The 22,827-nt window shown below is 62.9% G+C and carries 19 protein-coding genes; 12 read left to right on the top strand and 7 right to left on the bottom strand.

Annotated elements, in window-relative coordinates:
- The first annotated feature begins 2 nt into the window (after positions 1-2).
- The 4 genes from M5B42_RS15805 to lpxC all read left to right on the top strand — a co-directional run bounded on the left by M5B42_RS15805 (position 3) and on the right by lpxC (position 4,425).
- Positions 3-872, top strand: coding sequence for a cell division protein FtsQ/DivIB (locus M5B42_RS15805; RefSeq protein WP_152741171.1), 870 nt, complete (start codon positions 3-5; stop codon positions 870-872).
- 14 nt (positions 873-886) lie between these two features.
- The gene (ftsA, locus tag M5B42_RS15800; protein ID WP_100941307.1) at positions 887-2,152 is read left to right on the top strand and encodes a cell division protein FtsA; all 1,266 of its coding nucleotides are present in this window, start codon (positions 887-889) and stop codon (positions 2,150-2,152) included.
- Between the two features lie 55 nt (positions 2,153-2,207).
- Positions 2,208-3,401, top strand: coding sequence for a cell division protein FtsZ (gene ftsZ / locus M5B42_RS15795; RefSeq protein ID WP_103494534.1), 1,194 nt, complete (start codon positions 2,208-2,210; stop codon positions 3,399-3,401).
- 112 nt (positions 3,402-3,513) lie between these two features.
- Entirely contained in the window at positions 3,514-4,425 is a 912-nt protein-coding gene (gene lpxC, locus M5B42_RS15790) for a UDP-3-O-acyl-N-acetylglucosamine deacetylase (protein WP_100941309.1), read from the top strand.
- Positions 4,426-4,611: 186 nt separating this feature from the next.
- Here lpxC and M5B42_RS15785 read toward each other — a convergent pair whose 3' ends face one another.
- The 5 genes from M5B42_RS15785 to M5B42_RS15765 form a co-directional block, all read right to left on the bottom strand.
- The gene (locus M5B42_RS15785) at positions 4,612-6,057 is read right to left on the bottom strand and encodes a sensor domain-containing diguanylate cyclase (RefSeq protein WP_248746368.1); all 1,446 of its coding nucleotides are present in this window, start codon (positions 6,055-6,057) and stop codon (positions 4,612-4,614) included.
- A gap of 151 nt (positions 6,058-6,208) precedes the next feature.
- The gene (locus M5B42_RS15780) at positions 6,209-7,573 is read right to left on the bottom strand and encodes a heavy metal sensor histidine kinase (RefSeq protein WP_103494537.1); all 1,365 of its coding nucleotides are present in this window, start codon (positions 7,571-7,573) and stop codon (positions 6,209-6,211) included.
- Positions 7,563-8,243 carry a heavy metal response regulator transcription factor gene (locus M5B42_RS15775; protein ID WP_248746367.1) on the bottom strand — a complete coding sequence of 227 codons (681 nt, stop codon included), beginning with the start codon at positions 8,241-8,243 and terminating at the stop codon, positions 7,563-7,565. The genes M5B42_RS15780 and M5B42_RS15775 overlap by 11 nt, the downstream gene beginning before the upstream one ends.
- Positions 8,244-8,252: 9 nt before the next feature.
- A complete protein-coding gene (locus tag M5B42_RS15770) occupies positions 8,253-11,348 on the bottom strand; it encodes a multidrug efflux RND transporter permease subunit (RefSeq protein WP_248746366.1) in 3,096 nt (1,031 codons plus the stop codon).
- On the bottom strand, positions 11,345-12,508 hold the full coding sequence (locus M5B42_RS15765) for an efflux RND transporter periplasmic adaptor subunit (protein ID WP_103494607.1): 1,164 nt from the start codon (positions 12,506-12,508) through the stop codon (positions 11,345-11,347). The genes M5B42_RS15770 and M5B42_RS15765 overlap by 4 nt, the downstream gene beginning before the upstream one ends.
- A gap of 267 nt (positions 12,509-12,775) precedes the next feature.
- Here M5B42_RS15765 and M5B42_RS15760 point away from each other — a divergent pair, with 267 nt between their 5' ends.
- From M5B42_RS15760 to M5B42_RS15725, 8 genes are all read left to right on the top strand, one after another.
- Positions 12,776-13,135: a hypothetical protein gene (locus M5B42_RS15760; RefSeq protein WP_248746365.1), complete on the top strand. Its 360-nt coding sequence runs from the start codon at positions 12,776-12,778 to the stop codon at positions 13,133-13,135.
- Positions 13,136-13,550: 415 nt separating this feature from the next.
- Complete coding sequence (locus M5B42_RS15755) at positions 13,551-14,108, top strand: fimbrial protein (RefSeq protein WP_103494541.1); 558 nt, start codon at positions 13,551-13,553, stop codon at positions 14,106-14,108.
- 64 nt (positions 14,109-14,172) lie between these two features.
- A complete protein-coding gene (locus M5B42_RS15750) occupies positions 14,173-14,907 on the top strand; it encodes a molecular chaperone (RefSeq protein ID WP_248746364.1) in 735 nt (244 codons plus the stop codon).
- Positions 14,908-15,161: 254 nt separating this feature from the next.
- Positions 15,162-17,609 (top strand): fimbria/pilus outer membrane usher protein, encoded by a 2,448-nt coding sequence (locus tag M5B42_RS15745; protein WP_248746410.1) that lies wholly within the window; start codon positions 15,162-15,164, stop codon positions 17,607-17,609.
- On the top strand, positions 17,600-18,388 hold the full coding sequence (locus M5B42_RS15740; RefSeq protein WP_248746363.1) for a molecular chaperone: 789 nt from the start codon (positions 17,600-17,602) through the stop codon (positions 18,386-18,388). Before M5B42_RS15745 ends, M5B42_RS15740 begins: the two co-directional genes overlap by 10 nt.
- On the top strand, positions 18,381-19,361 hold the full coding sequence (locus M5B42_RS15735; protein ID WP_248746362.1) for a fimbrial protein: 981 nt from the start codon (positions 18,381-18,383) through the stop codon (positions 19,359-19,361). The genes M5B42_RS15740 and M5B42_RS15735 overlap by 8 nt, the downstream gene beginning before the upstream one ends.
- An 87-nt stretch (positions 19,362-19,448) precedes the next feature.
- Entirely contained in the window at positions 19,449-19,691 is a 243-nt protein-coding gene (locus tag M5B42_RS15730; protein WP_152741162.1) for a hypothetical protein, read from the top strand.
- A gap of 187 nt (positions 19,692-19,878) precedes the next feature.
- A complete protein-coding gene (locus tag M5B42_RS15725) occupies positions 19,879-21,462 on the top strand; it encodes a PAS domain-containing methyl-accepting chemotaxis protein (RefSeq protein ID WP_152741161.1) in 1,584 nt (527 codons plus the stop codon).
- Between the two features lie 155 nt (positions 21,463-21,617).
- Here the strand turns inward: M5B42_RS15725 and M5B42_RS15720 are convergent, their stop codons facing one another.
- Complete coding sequence (locus M5B42_RS15720) at positions 21,618-22,370, bottom strand: YkgJ family cysteine cluster protein (protein WP_248746361.1); 753 nt, start codon at positions 22,368-22,370, stop codon at positions 21,618-21,620.
- A gap of 97 nt (positions 22,371-22,467) precedes the next feature.
- Positions 22,468-22,791 carry a hypothetical protein gene (locus M5B42_RS15715; RefSeq protein WP_248746360.1) on the bottom strand — a complete coding sequence of 108 codons (324 nt, stop codon included), beginning with the start codon at positions 22,789-22,791 and terminating at the stop codon, positions 22,468-22,470.
- Positions 22,792-22,827 lie beyond the last annotated feature (36 nt).

Raw genomic sequence — 22,827 nt, 5'->3', positions numbered from 1 at the left:
CCATGCACGGCGCATCGATTCGTCATCAGTCACCCGCCCCCGGCCGTAACAAGCCGGTGCCGCGGGGTGCCAGCCGGATGGTGGCTAAAGAGCCGATGTCGGTGCGCCTGCCGAAAGCCAACTTCAGCATTTTCAAGCGGCTGATGTGGCCGGTGCTGCTGGTGGCCCTGGGTTTCGGTACCTACGAAGGTGCCCAGCGCCTGTTGCCCTATGCCGATCGGCCGATCAGCAAGATCAACGTGCAGGGCGACCTGAGCTACATCAGCCAGCAGGCGGTGCAGCAGCGGATCGCGCCGTACGTCGCGTCGAGCTTCTTCACCATCGACCTGGCGAGCATGCGCACCGAGCTGGAAACCATGCCGTGGATCGCCCATGCCGAGGTCCGGCGTGTGTGGCCGGACCAGGTGGTGATCCGCCTGGAAGAGCAATTGCCGGTGGCCCGCTGGGGCGACGGGGCGTTGTTGAACAACCAGGGCCAGGCGTTCGCGCCGCGGGAACTGGCGAACTACGAGCATCTGCCGCAGTTGTTCGGTCCCCAACGGGCCCAGCAACAGGTGATGCAGCAGTATCAGGTGTTGAGCCAGATGCTGCGCCCGCTGGGTTTTTCGATTGTCCGGCTGGAACTGCGTGAACGCGGCAGCTGGTTCCTGACCACCGGCGCGGGCAGCGCGGGGCCGGGGATCGAGTTGTTGTTGGGCCGCGATCATCTGGTCGAGAAGATGCGCCGTTTTATTGCCATTTATGAAAAAACGCTGAAAGAACAGATTACGAACATTGCCAGCATCGATCTGCGTTATTCCAACGGCCTGGCCGTCGGATGGCGGGAACCTGTGGCACCCGTGACGGCCAAACCCGCCGTTGCGAAGAATTAAGAAGAGGCAGGACCATGGCAAACGTGCAAAGCGGCAAAATGATCGTCGGACTGGATATCGGTACCTCCAAGGTGGTGGCACTGGTGGGCGAGGTCGCGGCCGATGGCACGCTGGAAATCGTCGGTATCGGCACCCATCCTTCCCGCGGCCTGAAGAAGGGCGTGGTGGTGAATATCGAGTCCACCGTGCAGTCGATCCAGCGTGCGGTGGAAGAAGCGCAACTGATGGCCGGTTGCCGGATCCACTCGGCGTTCGTCGGCGTGGCGGGCAATCACATCCGCAGCCTGAACTCCCATGGGATTGTCGCGATCCGCGACCGTGAAGTCAGCGCGGCGGATCTCGAGCGTGTGCTCGATGCGGCCCAGGCCGTGGCGATTCCGGCGGACCAGCGGGTCCTGCACACCCTGCCGCAGGACTACGTGATCGATAACCAGGAAGGCGTTCGCGAGCCCCTGGGCATGTCCGGCGTACGTCTGGAGGCCAAGGTCCACGTGGTCACCTGCGCGGTGAACGCGGCGCAGAACATCGAGAAGTGCGTGCGCCGCTGCGGTCTGGAAATCGACGACATCATCCTCGAGCAATTGGCCTCGGCCTACTCGGTGCTGACCGACGACGAGAAAGAACTGGGCGTGTGCCTGGTGGATATCGGCGGCGGCACCACCGACATCGCGATCTTCACCGAAGGCGCGATCCGCCACACCGCGGTGATCCCGATTGCCGGTGATCAGGTGACCAACGACATCGCCATGGCGTTGCGCACCCCGACCCAGTACGCCGAAGAGATCAAGATCCGCTACGCCTGTGCCCTGGCGAAACTGGCCGGTGCCGGTGAAACCATCAAGGTGCCGAGCGTCGGCGACCGTCCGCCACGCGAGCTGTCGCGCCAGGCCCTGGCCGAAGTGGTCGAGCCGCGCTACGACGAACTGTTCACCCTGATCCAGGCCGAACTGCGTCGCAGCGGCTACGAAGACCTGATTCCGGCCGGCATCGTGCTGACCGGCGGTACCTCGAAAATGGAAGGCGCGGTCGAACTGGCCGAAGAGATTTTCCACATGCCGGTGCGCCTGGGCGTGCCGCATAGCGTCAAAGGGCTGTCGGACGTGGTCCGCAACCCGATCTATTCAACTGGGGTAGGGCTGTTGCTGTACGGGCTGCAAAAGCAGTCGGACGGCATTTCCCTGTCCGGCTACAACGGCGGCAACAGAAACGACTATCGCGATGAAGAACAGAAAGCACCTGTGCTGGAGCGCTTGAAGCGCTGGGTTCAGGGCAACTTTTAAAGTTTCAAAGCAGTAGAAGTAGGCGAAAAAACTAGAGAATGAAAGGAGAGGGAACATGTTCGAACTCGTAGACAACGTCCCACAAAGTCCGGTAATCAAGGTTATCGGCGTAGGCGGTGGCGGCGGCAACGCCGTTAACCATATGGTCAAGAGCAACATTGAAGGCGTCGAGTTCATCTGCGCCAACACCGATGCCCAGGCCCTGAAAAACATTGGCGCGCGGACTATCCTGCAACTGGGTACCGGCGTGACCAAGGGCCTGGGTGCCGGCGCCAATCCGGAAGTCGGTCGTCAGGCCGCTCTGGAAGATCGCGAGCGCATCGCCGAAGTGCTGCAGGGCACCAACATGGTGTTCATCACCACCGGCATGGGTGGCGGTACCGGTACCGGCGCGGCCCCGATCATTGCCGAAGTGGCGAAGGAAATGGGCATCCTCACCGTTGCGGTGGTGACCCGTCCGTTCCCGTTCGAAGGCCGAAAGCGCATGCAGATCGCCGATGAAGGCATCCGCGCGCTGAGCGAAAGCGTCGACTCGTTGATCACCATTCCCAACGAGAAGCTGCTGACCATCCTGGGTAAGGACGCCAGCCTGCTGTCGGCTTTCGCCAAGGCTGACGATGTACTCGCCGGTGCCGTTCGCGGTATCTCCGACATCATCAAGCGTCCGGGCATGATCAACGTCGACTTCGCCGACGTGCGTACCGTGATGAGCGAAATGGGCATGGCGATGATGGGCACTGGCTGCGCCAGCGGTCCCAACCGTGCACGTGAAGCCACCGAAGCGGCGATTCGCAACCCGCTGCTGGAAGACGTCAACCTGCAAGGCGCGCGCGGCATCCTGGTGAACATCACCGCCGGTCCTGACCTGTCCCTGGGTGAGTACTCCGACGTGGGTAGCATCATCGAAGCCTTCGCCTCTGAGCACGCCATGGTCAAGGTCGGTACCGTTATCGATCCGGACATGCGCGACGAGCTGCACGTGACCGTGGTTGCCACCGGCCTGGGTGCGCGTATCGAGAAGCCTGTGAAGGTCATCGACAATACGCTGCAGACCAGCCAATCGGCTGCCGCCCAGACGCAAGCACCTTCGCGTCAGGAACTGCCGTCGGTGAACTACCGTGACCTGGATCGTCCGACCGTCATGCGCAACCAGGCCCAGGCCGGTGCTGCGACTGCCGCGAAGATGAACCCGCAGGATGACCTGGACTATCTGGATATCCCGGCTTTCCTGCGTCGCCAGGCCGATTGATGGAATGTATCAGGAGTATTAGGGTGATTGGTGTTCAGCAAAGGCCTGGTCTGCTATTATCGCCAGCCTTTGTTGATACCTGTTCGCAATTTGCGCTGAAGCGGCCCATGCCATGATTAAACAACGCACCCTGAAAAATATTATCCGTGCTACAGGTGTCGGCCTGCACTCCGGCGAGAAGGTCTACCTGACCCTCAAGCCCGCGCCTGTGGACACCGGTATCGTGTTTTGTCGTGCCGACCTCGACCCTGTGGTGCAGATTCCTGCTCGCGCGGAAAACGTTGGTGAAACCACGATGTCGACCACGTTGGTCAACGGTGACGTCAAGGTGGACACGGTTGAGCACTTGCTCTCGGCCATGGCCGGCCTGGGCATCGATAACGCCTACGTCGAGCTCTCCGCGTCCGAAGTCCCGATCATGGATGGTAGCGCTGGACCCTTCGTATTCCTGATTCAATCTGCCGGCCTGGAAGAACAGGACGCAGCCAAGAAGTTCATCCGCATCCTTCGTGAAGTCTCAGTGGAAGACGGCGACAAGCGCGCCACTTTCGTGCCTTTCGAAGGTTTCAAGGTGAGCTTTGAGATCGATTTCGATCACCCGGTGTTCCGTGACCGCATCCAGAGTGCCAGCGTGGATTTTTCCAGCACTTCGTTCGTAAAAGAAGTCAGCCGCGCCCGGACCTTTGGTTTCATGAGTGATATCGAGTACCTGCGCAAGCACAACCTCGCACTCGGCGGTAGCGTGGAAAACGCCATCGTGGTCGATTCGGATGGTGTACTGAACGAAGACGGCCTTCGTTACGAAGACGAATTCGTCAAACACAAGATCCTCGACGCTATCGGTGACCTCTACCTGTTGGGCAATAGCCTGATTGGTGAGTTCAAAGGCTTCAAGTCCGGTCACGCCCTGAACAACCAGCTTCTGCGTAAGCTCATCGAGCAGAAAGATGCCTGGGAAGTGGTGACCTTCGAAGACGCCAGCACCGCGCCGATCTCTTACATGCGTCCCGTTGCGGCCGTGTAACGACTCTCTCCTTTTGTTGTATTTGAAAGCCGCCCTCGGGCGGCTTTTTTTATATCCCTTCCCTTGTCGAAGCGAGCTTGCTCCGGGCGGCGTTCCGGCGAGGGTAGTCCAGACACCGCGGGGTATCAGATGCCGCGTGTTATCGTTGACGTCCATCGCGAGCAAGCTCGCTCCTACAGGGGGCGCTTACAACCGGTCGAGGCTGGCATGCACCGCACGATCGCGGCCTTCGTGCTTGGCCTGGTACAGCGCCTGGTCGGCTTTGCGCAGCAGCTGCTCCACGCTACCGTCGTTGGGCGGCGAAGCGGTGCTGGCGCCGATGCTGACGGTGATCGCCCGCCGGTCGCCCTTGAAGGGCGCCAGTGCGGCCATGGCCGTGCGGATCTTTTGCGCCAGGTTCATTGCCCCCTGCTCATCGGTTTCCGGCAGCACCACGGCAAACTCTTCGCCGCCATAACGCGCCGCCATGTCGCCAGGACGCCGAATGTTGTCACTGATCACCTGGGCCAGCCGCCGCAAGGCCTCGTCGCCGACCGGGTGACCGTGGCGGTCGTTGAAGGCCTTGAAGTGATCGGCATCGATCATCAGTACCGACAGCGGTTTGCCGGAACGCTGTGCCCGCGCCCATTCGGTCGCCAGGCCCTGGTCCAGCGCCCGGCGATTGGCCAGGCCGGTCAGCGAGTCGGTGGCGGCCAGCTGCGCCAGCTCCTGCTCGGCGCGCTGGCGTCGGCGCAGTTCCCGGGCCAGCAGCCAACTGAGCCAGAGCAGGCCGATACAGAGCACGCCCGTGGCCAGGCCGACCAGGCGGGTCGTGCGTTTCCAGGCGCCATAGACTTCATCGGCGGACTGGGACACCACCACGATCAGCGGTAGCGTGCCGACCTGGGAAAAGGTATAGAGCCGCTCGCTGCCATCGATCCCCGAGGTGGTGCTGAAGCTGCCGTTGCCTTGTTTCAGGATCCGGATGAAGTTGGGGTAGTTGCTGAAGTCCTGGCCGGTCAGCTCGTCGGGCAGTGGCGTTTGTCGGGACAGCAGGGTGCCGTCGGTGCTGACCAGGCTGATGGAACCGCCTTTGCCGACGCTCAGGTTCATGAACAGCTCGTCGACGTAACTCAGGCGCATGCCGGCGGCGGCCACTCCCAGGAACTCACCATCCGCGGAGGTCATCCTGCGGCTGAAACTGATCAGCCAGGGATACGGGGCCCGGCGGGACTTGAACGGGTGGCTGATCATCAGGCTCGGGTCCGGATCGCTCTCGTGGGACTGGAAATACTCGCGGTCGGAAAGGTTCTCGGTCCTCGGGATAAGCGACTGGGAGTCGGCGACCACATTGCCCAGTCGGTCCAGCAGCAGGATATCGCTTTTGTGCGAGGTGCTCGAGGCGCGGTCGAACAGGGCGAGATGACGGACTTCGGGAGCGACCGTGCGCAGATCCTGGCGCTGCGAGGCCTGGATCAGCCCCTGTAATGCGAGGTCATAGAGCTCGATATTGCGCGATACATCGGCGTCGATCAGTTGCACGATATTGCTCGCCGAGCGCGCGGCGGCCTCGGTGGCGCTGCCGCGCTCGCGGATCAGCAGAAAGGTCACGATGGCAAGCATGGCGATCACCGTCATTCCGCTGACCAGCATCAGCAGGGTTTGCGGCTTGACGGAATTTGCCGGGGCGTGAGGAATGGTCGCACTCTCGATTGCATCGGTTTATTGGCGCATGTATACGGCCCACGCAAGAAAAAGGCCAGTCTACTGAGACTGGCCTTTGCCGTTCTGTCCCTGGAGTGCTTCAGGCTGGCAGGTAGAGGCCGAAGGTATTGATCCCGTCGCGGCTGCGCACGAACACATCACCGCCATGCATCAGGGCGATGGCCTTGACGATTGCCAGGCCCAGTCCGTGGTTGGCGCCGCTGTTGCTGCGGGAGGCGTCGACCCGGTAGAAACGTTCGAAGAGCCGCGAAAGATGCTCGGCGGCAATCGCTTCGCCGGGGTTGGATACGCCAATGGCGACCCGCTCGCCCTCGCGTTCGATGCGTACCACGATCACCTGGCCCGGCACTGTGTGCTGCACCGCATTGCTCAGCAGGTTGATCAGCGCCCGGCGCAGGTGGGCGATTTCGATCTGTACCTGGGCATCGCCGCTGACCCGTACCTGGACCTGGGCGTCTTCGAGAATGAAGTCCAGGTAGTCCAGGGTGGTCGCCACCTCGCCGGCCAGCGAGGTGCTGATCAGCTTGGTGGCCTTGCTGCCCTGGTCGGCGCTGGCCAGGAACAGCATGTCGTTGATGATCGAGCGCAGGCGTTCCAGCTCTTCGAGGTTCGATTGCAGGACCTCGAAATAATGCTCGGCCGAACGTCCGCGGGTCAGGGCCACCTGGGTCTGGCCGATCAGGTTGGTCAGCGGCGAGCGCAACTCATGGGCGACGTCGGCGTTGAACGACTCCAGGCGCGAATAGGCATGCTCGACGCGTTCCAGGGTCGAGTTGAAGGAGTTGACGAACTGGCTGAGCTCCGGCGGCAGCGGTGACAACTGCAGGCGCCCGGACAGCCGTGGCGGGGCCAGCTTCTGCGCCTCCTCGGACAGCTTGATCAAGGGTTTCAGGCCGATCCGCGTCACCCAGTAACCCAGCACGGACGCCAGGGCGATGCCGGCGATGGCCAGGCCGATCAGGGCGATCAGCAGGTGGTGTTGGGTCTGTCGGAAGGTTTCGGTGTCGATGGCGATCAGGAACTTCAACGGTGGGCGAGGCCCCTTGGCCGGCAGGGCGTTGACCAGCACCTTGAAGGGGTAGGCGTGTCCCGGCAAGCGCAGGTCGCGCATGCCCGCGGGGCCTTCGGCGAAGGCACGAACCAGGCCGTCGGGGGTGCCGTACTCGTAGTTGCTATCGCCGCTGACCACCCAGAAACGAATGCGCTTGTCCTCTTCGCCCAATTGCTTGAGCTTGGCGCTGACCTTGGCCCAGTGCTCCAGGGTGCTGTCGCGATTGAGTGAGGACAGCAGCACGCTGGAGCGTGCCTCCAACTCGGCTTCCGGCAGCAGGCCGAGGCCCTCGCCGACCTGCTGGTACAGGGCCCAGCCGATCAACAGGAACACCAGCAGCGCCACGCCGCTGAACAAGCCGCTCAGGCGCAGGGCAATGCTGTTAGTTGGCACTGCGGCTCTCCAGCACGTAGCCCATGCCGCGAATGGTGTGCAGCAGTTTCTGTTCGAACGGCCCGTCGAGCTTGGCTCGCAGGCGCTTGATCGCGACTTCGACGACGTTTGCGTCGCTGTCGAAATTGATGTCCCAGACCATCTCGGCAATGGCGGTCTTGGAGAGGATTTCGCCCTGGCGCCGGGCCAGCACGCTGAGCAGCGAGAACTCCTTGGCGGTCAGGTCCAGGCGTATGCCGGCGCGGCTGGCCTTGCGACTGATCAGATCGACCCAGAGATCGGCGACGCTGATCTGCACCGGCTCGTGGCCGCCGCCGCTGCGCCGGGTCAGGGCCTGCAGGCGGGCCACCAGTTCGAGAAAGGAAAAGGGTTTGCCCAGGTAGTCGTCGGCGCCCTCGCGCAGGCCGCGAACACGGTCTTCGACGCGCTCGCGGGCGGTGAGCATGATCACCGGGGTCTGCTTGCGCGCCCGCAGCGCCTTGAGCACACCGAAGCCATCCAGCTCCGGCAGCATCACGTCGAGGATGATCACTGCGTAGTCGCTTTCCAGCGCCAGGTGCAGGCCGCCGACGCCATCGCGGGCGAGGTCCACGGTGTAGCCCTGCTCGGTCAGGCCCCGGTGCAGGTAATCGGCGGTTTTTTCTTCGTCTTCGATAATCAGAACGCGCATGAACCCGCCTCAGAGTGTGATCGCCGGCGCGGGCGCCGGTGTCGGCCGATGGAAAAGCCGCTCAAGCCACAAGTATATGACGGGGGTGGTAAAGAGCGTCAGCGCCTGGCTCACCAGCAGGCCGCCGACCACGGCGATCCCCAGGGGCTGGCGCAATTCGGCGCCGGTACCGTGGCCGAGCATCAGCGGCAGGGCGCCGAGCAGGGCGGCCAGGGTGGTCATGATGATCGGCCGGAACCTCGTGATACAGGCCTTGTAGATTGCTTCCTCCGGCGACAGCCCGCTACGCTGGGCTTCCAGGGCGAAGTCGATCATCAGGATGCCGTTCTTCTTCACGATACCGATCAGCAATACCAGGCCGATCAGCGCCATGATCGAGAAGTCCTGGCCCAGCAGCCACAACATGATCAGGGCGCCGAGGCCGGCGGACGGCAGGGTGGAAATGATTGTCAGCGGGTGCACGAAACTTTCGTAGAGCACCCCGAGGATGATGTAGACCGCCACCAGCGCCGCGAGGATCAGCCACGGTTGGCTCGCCAGGGAACTCTGGAAGGCCTGGGCCGCGCCCTGGAAGTAACCGTTCACCGAGGCCGGCATGCCGATCTCGTTCTTCGCCTGGTTGAGTTGCAGCACCGCATCGCCCAGGGCCACGCCGGGGGCCAGGTTGAACGACAGGTTGGCGGCCGGGAACATGCCGTCGTGGGCGATGGACAACGGACCGCTGGTGGGCACGTCGAAGCGCGCCAGGGCCGAGAGCGGGACCATCTCACCGGTCAGGGGCGAGCGCAGGTAGAAGTAGTTCAGGCTTTCGGCCTTGCCGCGCTGTGCGGCGTCCAGTTCGAGGATCACGTTGTACTGGTTGGTTTCGGTCTGGTACTCGTTGATCTGCCGCTGGCCGAAGGCGTCGTAGAGGGCTTCGTCGACATCGCTGGCGGTCAGGCCGAAACGCGCGGCGGCGCTGCGATCGATGCTGATATGGGTGACGCTGCCGCCCGTTTGCAGGTCGTTGGACAGGTCGCGAAACGCCGGGTTGGTGCGCAGCTTTTCCGTCAGGCGCTGGGTCCAGGTGTTCAGCGTATCGCCGTCATTGCTCTTGACCACGTACTGATACTGGGCCCGGCTCGGGCCGGAACTGAGGTTGATGTCCTGGCCCGCCCGCAGGTAGAGGACGATGCCGGGAATCTTCATCAGTTGCGGGCGAATCCGGTCGATAAATGCGCTGGCCGAGACATCCCGCTGGTCCTGGGGCTTGAGGGCGATCCAGAAGCGGCCGTTGGCGATGGTCTGGTTGCTGCCGGACACACCCACCGAATGAGAGAACGCCTGCACCGCCGGGTCGGCCGCAACGATCTCGGCCAGGGCCTTGTGCTTGGCCACCATATCGGTGAAGGACACATCGGCGGCGGCCTCGGTGGTGCCGAGGACGAAGCCGGTGTCCTGGATCGGGAAGAAGCCCTTGGGAATGAACACGTAGCCGGCGATGGCCAGGCACAGGGTCACGCAGAACAGCCCGAACATGGTTCTCTGGTGCGCCAGGGCGCGCCGCAGGTTGCGCTCATAGACGGCCAGCAGGCGCTCGCCGAAGCCCGGCTTGGAATGTTCGTGATGCACCGGCGCGCGCATGAACAGCGCGGCCAGGGTCGGTGCCAGGGTCAGCGAGACCACCACCGAGATCAGGATGGTCGAGGTCGCGGTCAGGGCGAATTCCTTGAACAGCCGGCCGACCACGCCGCCCATGAACAGCAGCGGAATAAACGCGGCGATCAGCGAGAAGCTGATGGAGACCACGGTAAAGCCGATCTCCCCGGCGCCCTTGATCGCCGCTTCGCGCATGCCGTCGCCGGCCTCGAGGTGGCGGTGGATGTTTTCCACCACGACAATCGCATCGTCGACCACAAAGCCCACGGCGATGACGATCGCCACCAGGGTCAGGTTGTTCAGGCTGAAGCCCATCACGTACATCAGGGCAAAGCTGGCCACCAGGGACACGCCGAGCACCGAGGAAACGATCAGGGTCGCCGACAACTGGCGCAAGAACAACGCCATCACCGCCACCACCAGCAGGATGGCGATCAGCAGGGTCATTTCCACTTCATGCAGCGAGGCGCGGATGGTCTGGGTCCGGTCGATCAGCACCTTGACCTGCACCGAGGCCGGGAGCATGGCTTCGAGGCCCGGCAGGGCGGCCTGGATGCGGTCCACGGTTTCGACGATGTTGGCCCCCGGCTGACGGGAAATCACCAGGTTGACTCCTGGCTCGTCACCGGACCAGGCCTGCACGTAGGCGTCCTCGGAACCACGGATGACCCGGGCGACATCCTTGAGCTGGACCGGCGCGCCATTCTTGTAGGAGACGATCAACTGGTCGTATTCCTCCGGCTGGAACAACTGGTCGTTGGTCGACAGGGTGGAGATGCTCGACTTGCCGTACAGCGCGCCCTTGGCCAGGTTGAGGCTGGTCTGCTGGATCGCCTGGCGGATGTCGGCCAGGGTCAGGCCGATGGCCGCCAGCTTGTCCGCCGAGGCCTGGACCCGGATGGCCGGGCGCTGCTGGCCGGTGATGTTGATCTGGCCGACGCCGTCGATCTGGCTGAGCTGGCGGGCCAGCAGGGTTTCGGCGTAGTCGCTGAGTTCGGTGCCGGGCATCTGGCTGGAGCTGACGCTGAGGATCAGCACCGGGCTGTCGGCCGGGTTGACCTTGCGCCAGGTCGGCAGGGTCGGCATGTCCTTGGGCAGCTTGCCCGAGGCGGTGTTGATCGCCGCCTGGACTTCCTGGGCGGCGGTGTCGATGCTTTTGCTGAGGGTGAACTGCAACGTCAGGGTGGTGGTGCCCAGGGCGCTGCTGGAGGTCATCTGGGTCATGCCGGGGATGGCGCTGAATTGCACCTCCAGCGGTGTCGCGACCGAGGACGCCATGGTTTGCGGGCTGGCGCCGGGGAGCTGGGCGGAGACCTGGATGGTCGGGAACTCGGCTTCCGGCAGCGGTGCCAGGGGCAGGCGCGGAAAGGCGATCGACCCGAGCAGCACCAGGGCGAAGGTCAGCAGGATGGTCGCCACCGGATGGTCGATGCACCAGGCTGAAACGCCGCGGCTTTCCTTGATCATGGCTTGGACTCCAGGGCGGCCTGGCGGTCAGCCATTTTCGGCTGGCCCTGCACTTCGATCCGCGAAGTCGGCTTGAGCCGCGACTGGCCGTCGCTGACCAGCACATCGCCGGCCTGCACACCGGTGATGATGTTCAGGTCGCTGTCCTGGTAGGCCATCTGCACCGGCACCACTTCCACGCCGCTGCCTTTGACCCGGTAGACGAAGTAGTTGTCCAGGCCGCGCTGGACCACCACGGGCGGCACCACCAGGGCGTTGTGTTCGAGGGCGGTCTGGATCTTGATGTTCACCAGTTGGCCCGGCCAGAGCTTCTGGCCCTTGTTGCTGAATTCGGCCTTGGCCTTGATGGTCCCGGTACCCGCCGCGACCTGGTTGTCGATCAGGGTCAGGTGGCCTTCGCCGAGCAGCAGGCCGCTATGCCCGTCGTCGCCGAGGAACGCCCGGACCGGCGCAGGTGGAGTGGTGCCGAGCAAGCCTTGCAGGGTCGGCAGCATTTGCTGGGGCAGGGAGAACTCCACGGCGATCGGGTCGATCTGGGTCACCGAGAACAGGCCCTGGGCATCGCTCATGCGCAGGAAGTTGCCTTCGTCCACGGCACGGATACCGACTCTGCCTGTGACCGGCGAGTGGATCTGGGTATAGGACAGTTGCACCTGCGCCGAGGCAATCGCCGCCTGGTTGCCTTGCGCGGTGGCTTTCAATTGATTGACCAGCGCTTGTTGCTGGTCATAGGTCTGCTTGGAAATGCCGTCATCGACCGTCAGCAACTTGTAGCGCTTGAGGTCGACTTCCGCCACCTGCAACTGCGCCTGGCTCTGTGCCAGTTGGGCCTTGGCCTGCGCCAGGCTGGCCTGGATCGAACGGTCGTCGAGGGTCGCCAGCAGGTCGCCTTCCTTGACCAGTTGCCCTTCCTTGACCAGCAGCTTGGTGAGGATGCCGTCGATCTGCGGGCGGATCACCACGCTGTGCAATGACAGTACCGAACCGATACCGCTGACATAACGCGGCACATCCTGCTGGATCACGCTGACCACGGTGACCGGCACAGCGGTATTGGCGCTGGGTTTGGCCTTGGGCGCTCGGGTCAGGGTCCAGGTCGCGGCAGCGGCCACGAGGACCACCAGGCCAAGGATCAACGCGGTTTTCTTCGGGATACGCATGCTGTCAGGACGCCGGAACAAAGGGATGGGAAGGTGAATGCTGGCAGAACAGTAGCTCCTTTATAACCCCCCAACCGGGTCAGCAAGGTGACGGCTACCTGACAGGGCTGTCAGAAAACCGTCCGTCTTATAACACGCCCGGGTATTAAAGCCGCTATCGCTTTGGACGATAACGATAAAGAGTGTTGTTGGCGGACAAACACTATTGATATGTCCTACGGATGATTCTTTGTTTTCTGGTGCATGGGCCTGAAGTGATCTTTACTGGTGAATACCGACCCTGCTTTGGGAGTGTTGGAAATGAACGGAAAAATAGTAAGTCTCGGTGTGCTGTTGCTGATCGCTGGTGGTTTCGACATACAAGCCGTGAATGGCGCCGGACAGATCAGGTTTTTCGGGGAAGTCGTGGAGTCCGGTTGCGAAGTCGGGACATCGGCAGCTGGTCATCCCGGGACCGACAGCCGATTGCTCAAAGTCTCTTCCGCAGTCAGTTTGAATGTCGATACAGCGGCCAATGCCTGTCGCGATGGGCGGGTGCCTTTTAGCGCAAGCTATCAGCCCCTGGCGTCGAGTGTCACGACCCGGCAGGTGGCAACGCAAGGCGTGGTCACCCTCACGTACAACTAAGTTGTACGTGGGCTCAAGCCCTCGTGGTTGCGGGTTGCGTGTATAGACGGGCTGCCGGACAGGTAAAAATCCGGCGGCCTGCACGAGCGCATGGGTCCGGTACTTGGCCATATCGAGCAAATCGTACTGTTTGCAGCTATTCAGCAGGGTATCAGAATAATATCAGTGTGCTGGAAAGTTGTGTTTCAGCGATAAGTTATTTCGTTGAAAGAGTGTGAGTGTTAAACAGTTATTGTTCTTTTTTCTTGGGGTTTTGAATGACGCCGAGCTCTGACAGTATTGGCGTTCCTCTTTGTAAGCGGGCTCTTAGTTTTCCAATCGATAAGGGCTTACAGCGTAATAAATTCTTCGGGTCTATAGTGCTCGCCACCCAAGTAATGGGTGCAAACGAATTAACTCGAAGGATTGTGTTCGCATGAAAAATATCTCGATGACCCTGGCTTTATTGGCGGCAACTCTGGGGGCAGTGACTACCGCACACGCAGCCAACAGTGGCACGCTGAACTTTACCGGTGCCTTGACCAACACCAGTTGCGAAGTGTCTTCCGGAGGCGGTTCGGCCGATAACATTCCGGTGGACCTGGGCCGTGTGTCGTTTGCCGATATCGGCAATCGCACCGACTCGCGACTGGGCACCGCGAAAAACATCGACCTGGTGGTGACCTGCCTGCAACCGGCGGCGGAGAACACCGTGCATATGTCGTTCCGGCCGTCACAAACCGACACCAACGATCCTTACCTGTTGACCACCGCCGGGGCCGCCAAGGGCGTCGGCATCGGCCTGGTACGCCGCGACAGCGACGCCTTCCTCAATATCCAGGATCCCACCGACACCATTGATGGCGTCCTTGAGGCCAGCGGTACCGGCTCCCGTGGCGAACTGGCCCTGCGGGCGGTGTTCGTCAAGAACGGTGTGCCCACGGTCCCCGGTGCCGCGACAGGCACTGTGCCTTTTGTCCTGACTTATAACTAAGCGGCTTTCTTGAACGGAGCTTTGCACGGCTCCGTTCTTTTTTTCATTGAAATGGGTAGTTCACATGCGGAACGTTTTTGCTCCGATGATCGGCATTGTCCTGGCAATGTGGATAGGAGCCGATGCGCGGGCGGGTATTGTGTTGAATACGACACGGGTGGTGTATCCGGCGCAAGACAAGGAAGCGGTACTCAGTGTACTGAACAATAACTCCTCGAGCATATTGCTGCAGTCCTGGCTCGAAGCCGAGGACGAGGTCGCCCGGGAGTTGCCCTTTGTGGTGGTCCCGCCCTTGGTGCAATTGCCTTCCGGGGGACGGCAGACGGTGCGGATCATTCATTCCGGGGCCGCGATGCCGGCGGACCGTGAGTCGCTGTTCTGGTTGAACGTGCAGGAAATTCCCCAGGCCAGCGAGCGGGAGAATGTCCTGCAGATCGGCATCCGTCAGCGCATCAAGCTGTTCTACCGCCCCGGTCGGCTCAACGACGATATCGAGCAGGCACCGGCGCAACTGCGTTGGAGCCTGCCTCGGGGTGGTGTGCTGAATGTGGTCAACACCGGGCCCTATCACGTGACGCTGGTGGACATTCAGTTGTTGTCCGGGGGGCATCGGGTCCTGCGCCGGAAGAACTCGATGCTGGCTCCGGGGCAGTCCGCCGACTATGACCTGCAGGAGCATGCCCAGGCCCAGAATGCCCAGCTGAATTTCAGTGTCATCAACGACCACGGGGCGCTGGTGCCTTATCGGTTGTCCTCGGGCGACTGGACCCAGGGCCAGGCGCAACCGTTGGGCAGTTAGTCAGCGTCTTCGATCGTTATCCGATTTTTCGATGCCGGACCCCGCGCGCAGGTCAGGGCATTGTGCGGGCGGAAGGATCCCGTCTGGAACACACTTCAAGCTATTGTATTGTGAAGGTGCACATGGATTGGCTTTATCAGCGAACAAAGGAAGTTCTCGCGTTATCACGTCATGGGAGCAACGGTGGTTTCGTACGTTCCCTGTTTGAGAAGGCTCGAGGCCCGTGGGGCTTCAAATGGTCATTGGGGGTGGCGCTGATTGCGCCGGGCGCTGCCTTTGCCGAGCCGTCGGGGGATGAAAGCGGGCAGGGACCCCGCTTCAATACCGCCTTTATTCACGGCGGTGAGCAGTCGGCGGACCTGAAGGCCTTCCTCGAAGGCAACAGCGTCGCGCCGGGTACCTACCGGGTGGATATCTACCTCAATCGCAACCTCAGTGCGCGCCGGGACCTGGTGTTTTCCCGCAATGCCGCGACCGGCCAGGTCGAGCCGTGCCTGACCTTGCCGGTGCTCGACGACCTCGGACTGGACCTGGAGCGCCTGCGCAGCCTCGGGGTGTTGACCGACGGCACGGCGCCCGAGCAGTGCTTCGATTGGCGTCGCCTGGACCAGGCCAGCGTCGACTACCAACCCAACAGCCTGCAACTGAACATCAGCGTGCCGCAGATCGCCTTGCGCCGCAGCGCCCGCGGCTACATTTCGCCGCAGTTGTGGGACCGCGGGGTGAACAGCGCTTTCATCGACTACAGCTTTATCGGTAACCGTCGCGAGGTCACCGGGATTCGCACCGACAGTTACTACCTGGGCCTGAACAATGGTTTGAATCTCGGCGACTGGCGCCTGCGCAACCAGTCCTCGCTGTTGCAGGGCACCGATCAGTCGGCGCGTTGGAGCAGTAACAGCACCTTCGTCCAGCGCGACCTGACCGCCTGGAAGAGCCAACTGACCCTGGGCGAGACCTATACCGATTCACGGGTTTTCGACAGCGTGCGGTTTCGCGGTGTCCAGGTCGCCACGGACGACGGCATGTTTCCGGACAGCGAGCGGGTCTATGCGCCGACCATTCGCGGTGTGGCCGAGAGCAACGCGACGGTGGAAATCCGCCAGAACGGCTACCTGCTCTACAGCTCCAATGTGGCGCCCGGGCCGTTCGAAATCCGCGACTTCTACCCCAGCGGTTCAAATGGCGATCTGCTGGTAACGGTGATCGAGGCCGATGGCCGGCGCCGCACCTTTACCCAGGCGTTCGCCTCCCTGCCGATCATGGTGCCCGAGGGCACCTTCAGCTACAGCGTCGAAGCCGGGCAATACGACAGCAACATCAGCGGCTACCAGACCCCCGGTTTTACCAGCACCACCCTGATCTACGGCCTGACCGAACACCTGACCGGCTATGGCGGCCTGCAACTGGCCGAGGACTACCAGGCCAGTAACCTGGGGGCGGGTCTCAATACCGGGTTGGGGGCGATTTCGGCGGACCTGACCCATTCGGTCAGTCGCCAGCCGGCAACGGACCTGGGGGGGCAGAGCGTCCGCCTGCGCTATGCCAATACCCTGAATGCCACCAGCACCACCTTTGCCATCGCCGGTTATCGCTATTCCAGCGAGCAATACCGCACGTTCGACCAGCATGTGCAGGAGCGCAGCCAGCCCGGTCTGATCCTGCAGGGGCGGGCCAGGGACCGGGTGGATCTCAATCTCAGCCAACCGCTGGGCACCGGGACCTTGAGCGTTTCGGCCCTGGAGCAGCGTTTCTGGGACCTGCCCGGCACGTCCCGGCAGTACAACGTGACCTACGGTGGTTACTGGCGCGACCTCAATTACAGCCTGTCCCTGGACCGCGCCGAAGTCACGGATATCAATGGCCAGGCCGGTACCGATCATCAGTTGACCCTGACCCTCTCGATGCCCTTCGGCAGTCCTGAGCGGGCGACCCGCGCCTCGTTTACCGGGGTACGCGACAGCGAGGGCGGTTCCAGTGCCCTGGCCGGCGTGACCGGGCGCCTGCCGGAGAGTCGCGACACTTTCTATTCGGTGCTCGCTGGTAACGATGGCAGCGGTGCCGGTGCGGGTTCGGCCAGCTTGAACAGCACCACCTCCGTCGGGCGCTTCGAGGCCGGCTACAGCCATGGGCGCGATTTCAACAGCTGGAACCTCGGGGCCCGGGGCTCGCTGGTGGCCCACGGCGGTGGTATCAACCTCGGCCAGTCCCTGGGCGACACCTTTGTGCTGGCGCAGGTGCCGGGTGTCAGCGGGGCCCGTTTCAACAATTTCAGTGGTGTCGAAACCGGTGCCAACGGTTATGCCGTGGTGCCTTATGCACAACCTTACCGGGCCAACTGGATCAGCCTCGATACCCGCGACCTGGGGGCCGATGTCGAGGTGGATAACGCCATCGCCCAGGTGGTTCCGCGGCGTGGCGCGGTGGTCCTGGCCACCTTCAAGGCCAGTGCCGGGCGGCGCGTGCAGTTCGAGCTGAGCCAGGCCGATGGCAGCCCGATTCCCCTCGGCGCGAGTGTTCAGGATGCCACCGGCCGGACCTTGGCCGTGGTCGATCCGAGCAGTCGCGCGCTGGTGCTCAGCGAGCAGGAGCAAGGCGTGTTGAGCGTCAGTTGGTCGGATCGGCGCTGCCAGTTTTCCTTCACGCTGCCAGCCAAGGACCCGCAACGGACCTACGAACGGATTCGTGGGGTGTGCCAGTGAAACGCTTGGGTGTGCTGGCGTTGCTGCTGGGTTTGTACGCCGGCGGCCCGTTGCAGGCCGCGGTGTCCCTCAGCGGCACGCGGCTGGTGTTCGACGGGCGCTTTCGCGAGGTGAGTATCGAAGCGCGCAACCGTGGGACGGAGGAGGTCCTGTTGCAGGCCTGGTTGAGCGACGTGAACGAGGGGGCGGAGCCGTCGGTGAGTTTGCCCTTTGTGCTGTCACCGCCGCTGTCGCGGCTGGCGCCGGAGGGGCGTCAGGTCTTGCGCCTGATGTATGAAGGGTTGGGCATGCCGGCGGGGCGTGAGTCGCTGCTGCACCTGTATGTGCTGGAAATTCCCCGCACCCGCCCGGGCGACGGGCTGCTGAATATCGCGATCCGCCAACGGATCAATGTGTTTTTTCGTCCGCCCGGGCTGCCGGGGGATCCGGCGGCCACCCCGCAACGCCTGAACTGGACACTGGTGCGCGACGACAGTGGCGTCCATCGACTGCGGGTGGAGAACCCGACGGTGTTCCATGCCGCCCTGCTGAATATCCAGATCGAGGAGCCACGCCAGGGCGCCCCCCAGCGTCAGGGGGACGATTTGCTGGTCCCGCCGGGCGAGCGGCGGGAACTGATCCTCGCCCGTTCCCCCGCGCAGCACTTGCAGTTCAAGGCGCTGACCGACTACGGCGGTCAACGCGCCTATCGCGCCCGGTTGGCCTTCGGTACGCCGTTCAACGCGTCACTGAGTGGCGACACCGCCCAATCCGAACAGAAGGTTTTATCCCATGACTAAGTTTGATTGTCGTGCCTGGCTGCGTCCGTTGTTGTGTCTTGGACTCTTGAGCCCGGCCAGCGCATTTGCCTTGACCTGCACCTTGCAGGGCAGTGGCGCCACCCTGGTCAACGCCGACCTCGGCAGCACCGTCGCGATCCCGGCCTCGTCGCCCAATGGCAGCGTGATCTGGCGTTCGGAACCGCTCAACCTGGCGGTCGATTGCGCCAGGGACAATCCCCAGGGCGGCGACGAGGACGTGTTTATCTACCTCAATCCGGCCGGCCAGGTGATCGGCCAGGGCATCCGCGCCGGTTTGACCCATGACGGCGTCGATCATCGCCAGAGCAGCGGACGCATCGCGACCGGGCGGCGGGTGCCGGGGTGCCTTGAGGGGAACTGCCCGCCGTCGAGTTTCAATCTGGCTTTCTCGGTGTTTATCGAGAAATTCGGGCCGACGCCGCCTTCGGGGGTGGCGAGCAATCTGCAGGACTATCGTCTGTTCCAGCTGGACGGCAGCGCTGGGCCGAGCGCGGGCGGACGTTCACTCAATTACGTGATCAACAACCTGTCTGGCCTGCGCTTCGTGGCCTGTGATGCGCAGTTGCAGGTGATTCCCGAGACCGTCGATTTCGGTCGGGTCGCCATCGAGCGGGTGGTCATGGGCCAGGTCGCCGCGCGTCGTCCTTTCGCCTTGCACACCAGTCGGACCTGCGACACCGCGTTCAGCCTGGACGCGCGCTTGAAGCCGGTATCGGGCAGTGTCTCCGGGGATCTGCTGATTCCCCAGGGCAATGATGGCGTGGGCATCCGGATCGTCCGGGCGGAGGGCGGCCTGGGGATTCCTTATAACCGCTCCTTTCACCTGGCCGACCTGTTGGGCGAAACCCGGGCGGCCATGGCGCGCTTCGATGCCGAGCTGGTGTGGAACAGTGATCGGCCCAAGGCCGGGCCGTTCTCGGCCGGGGTGGTGGTCGATTTGTTCTATAAATGACCGTTGGTGGCGGCGCGGGCAGGGTGCTGGCAGGTATACTGCGGTCTTTCGGTTCGACCTGATCCGTCCCGCCTTTTCGGAGCTTCCATGACTTCCCCTGAACAACCGTCCGTTTCCGCCAACCCGGGTGAAGAGCCTGTGGTCGAGGCTGAGCTTGCGGTCAGCGAAAAGCCCGCCGTCCCGGCCTTCAGTTTTCCGTTCAATCCCGCTGAATTCGCCGCGGCGAAAAAGGCCGGCCAGACCTGGTACCAGAAAGGTGGCAAGGACGGGCATCACGAGAGACCGGGCCGCGCGCCGAATGGCACGCGTCGGTCGATGGGCAAGCGCTGAGCCTTGAGTCCGGCTTCGCCCATAGGGTCGCCATCGCCAGCGACTTGGCGCCAAAAACAGGGATCGTCTTTGAATTGTCATGAAGATGGCTAAATGCCAAGACCCTGAGCTAGATCAGTGTTTTGCTTTTCCGTGCGCTTAGAGTCGACGCCCTGCCGACTCCTCTCACTTTCTGAGCGCGCGTTCCATGAAGATCAATCTCCCGATTACCGGGCGAAATGTAGATGTCGCCTTTGATGCCAACATCCTTTCGACCACCGATCTGGACAGCACGATTACCTACGCCAATCCTGACTTCATCAGGATCAGCGGCTATAGCCGTGAGGAGCTGCTGGGTTCGCCGCATAACCTCTTGCGTCATCCGGACATGCCCGCCGAGGCTTTCGCCCATATGTGGCAAACCCTCAAGGGCGGACGCTCGTGGATGGGGCTGGTCAAGAATCGCTGCAAGAATGGCGATCACTACTGGGTCAGTGCCTACGCCACGCCGGTGACCCGCGACGGTCAGACGGTGGAGTACCAGTCAGTGCGGACCCGGCCCGAGGCTGCCCAGGTCGAGGCCGCCGAGCGTTGGTACGCCTGGTTGCGCAGCGGACGTTTGCCCTGGCGTCAGCGCCTGCCCAGCCTGCGTGTGCAGACCCGGCTCTGGGCGCAGGCCAGCGCGGTGTTTGCCGTTGTCCTGGCACTGGGGCAAGGGTTTTCCGGGCAGCCGCTGGAGGTTGATCTGGGGCTCTGGGCCCTGGGCAGCGTGCTGGTCGGCGCGCTGACCCACTGGGCGCTGCGCCCGTTTGCCGAACTGACGGCGCGAGCCCGGGAGATCGCCGACAACCCCTTGAGCCAGGCGATCTACACCGGTCGTAGCGACGAGTTCGGTCAGATCGGCTTTGCCCTGAACATGCTCGAGGCCCAGGTCGGCGCGGTGGTGGGACGTATCGGCGATGCCTCGCTGCGCCTGTCCGGGCATGCTCAGGCGCTGGCCCGGCATATTCAAAGCAGTCATGCCAGCACCCTGGATCAACAGGCTGAAACCGACCAGGTCGCGGCGGCGATTCAGCAGATGAGCGCCAGCGTGGCCCAGGTCGCGAGCAATGCCCAGCAGGCCTCCGAGGTGGCCGACCAGGTCGGTAGGGAAACCCACGAAGGTCATCAACTGGTGGGAGACAGTCGCAGCGCGGTGCTGCGCCTGGCCAACGAGCTGGCGCGGGCTACCGAGGTGATCCTGCATCTGGAAAGCCACAGCACCGAGATCTCCACGGTATTGGAAGTGATCCGCGGGATTGCCGACCAGACCAACTTGCTGGCGCTCAATGCCGCCATCGAAGCCGCCCGTGCCGGAGAGCAGGGTCGCGGGTTCGCGGTGGTGGCCGACGAGGTACGGGGGTTGGCCCAGCGAACGCAGCAATCGACCAACGAGATCCAGCGCATGATCAGCAATCTGCAGGAAGGCGCGTGCAACGCGGTGCAAGTGATGCAGCACAGCAGCCAGCAGGCCGAGGACAGTGTGCAACAGGTCCAGCAGGCGGCCGATGCCCTGGCCGGGATCAGCCAGCGGGTCAGCCGGATTACCGCCATGAGCCAGCAGATCGCTTCGGCGGTGGAAGAGCAAAGCACCGTCAGCGAGGACATCAGCCGCAATATCGTCAGCATCCGCAATGCCTGCGAGGCACTGGTCAATGTCGGCCAGCAGAGTCATCTCAGCTCGGGGGATGTGGCGGGGCTGGCGGATGACCTGCGTTCATTGGCCCAGGAGTTCTGGCGCAAGCGCTGCTGAACCTCCATGCTGGCAGACAGGGTCAACGCGATCCCTTGTGGGCGCCGGCTTGCTGGCGATGAGGCCCGTGGGCCTTGCATCGCCCGATCGGCCGCCATCGCCGGCAAGCCGGCTCCTACAGGTCCGTGTTTCTCCAGGCGGATCTTTATCCGAGGTCAGGCCGCCTGCAAGGGGATAAAGGCGTAGGTGGTCGCGGCTTCGCTCACTACCCGAGCCCCTTCTGCCTGCAACTGCTCTGCGATGGCCGGGCCGGAGACATGGAAGCTCCACTCGCTCGCCGCCGGCCAATGCGTCAGCTGTTGCACCTGCTCAATCGCCTCCGCGAACGCCGGCATCAGCGGCAGGTAGGCGGTGAAACCGTCGCCCTTGAGTGCCGTGGTGCGAATCCCTAGCCGTGCGCAAATCACTTCCTTGGCCTGGATATCGTCACGATCGGCCTGACGCGAGGTTTCGATCAGCCGCACCAGTTCCGGGTCCTGCAACTGCCCGCCGACGATCAGCAACGGCTGCGTGTCCCGCCAGGCCTCCGGCGGACAGTCCTTGGCCTCGGGACGCAGCGGGATATGCGGGTTGATTTCCATCGGGTAGATCCGGCACACCAGTGGCCGCCGTTGATAGATCCGGCAGAGCAGGTCTTCGTCAAGATTCCGGCAGGGCCCCACGTTGTAGGCGGCAAAGGTGATGGCGACGCGGGCTTCGGCGTGACCGCTGGGTACGCCCCAGGAGCGGCGCAGCACGTGATCGCGTTGCTGTTCCGGCTGGCCGAGGCCATCGGCCAGGAAGGCCTCGACCAGAACGATCACCTGGCCGCCGTCCGCCGCCCATTGCCGGGCTTCGGCCAGTGTCAGGGGGACATGGTGATCGGTGCAGCATTTGCCGCAACCGACGCAGGAAAAGTGGGTGCTCATAAGTGAACCGACCGAAGGGCAAGGACTGGGACGGTGACGTAATTCCGTTTTGTTTCACCGTATGGGCTTCGGTCAAAGCAAGTTATGCGCCAGCCACTCAGTTGCTGCGGGCGGGCATGACCGAGTCCCATTCGGTGACGACGGCGGTCTTGCTCTTCTTGTTGTACAGGCACAACTCGGTACCCGGCTGGTTCTTCATGTGCGCCTGCGGATAGCGGCCGTGCAGCAACAGAGCGGTGTAACCGACCTTGTCGTCGAATTGCGCGGGGTTGCCCACGGGTCTGACGTTTTTCAGCTTGCTGGCCTTGGTGCAACTGGCAACCACGGTTTTGTGGAAATTCGCCCAGGCGTCGGGGCTGGCGGCCTGGGCCTGGCTGGCCAGGGTGACGAGGCTGATGAAGAGCAGAGTGAAGGTTTTCATGACAGGTCTCCTTCAAGGGCGGCGGGCAAAAGGGGG

The sequence above is a fragment of the Pseudomonas sp. MWU12-2037 genome (genome assembly GCF_023242345.1).
GTDB lineage: Bacteria > Pseudomonadota > Gammaproteobacteria > Pseudomonadales > Pseudomonadaceae > Aquipseudomonas > Aquipseudomonas gingeri_D.
The sequence above is the reverse complement of the archived record's forward strand: the minus strand, read 5'-3'. Positions and strand labels throughout refer to the sequence as shown.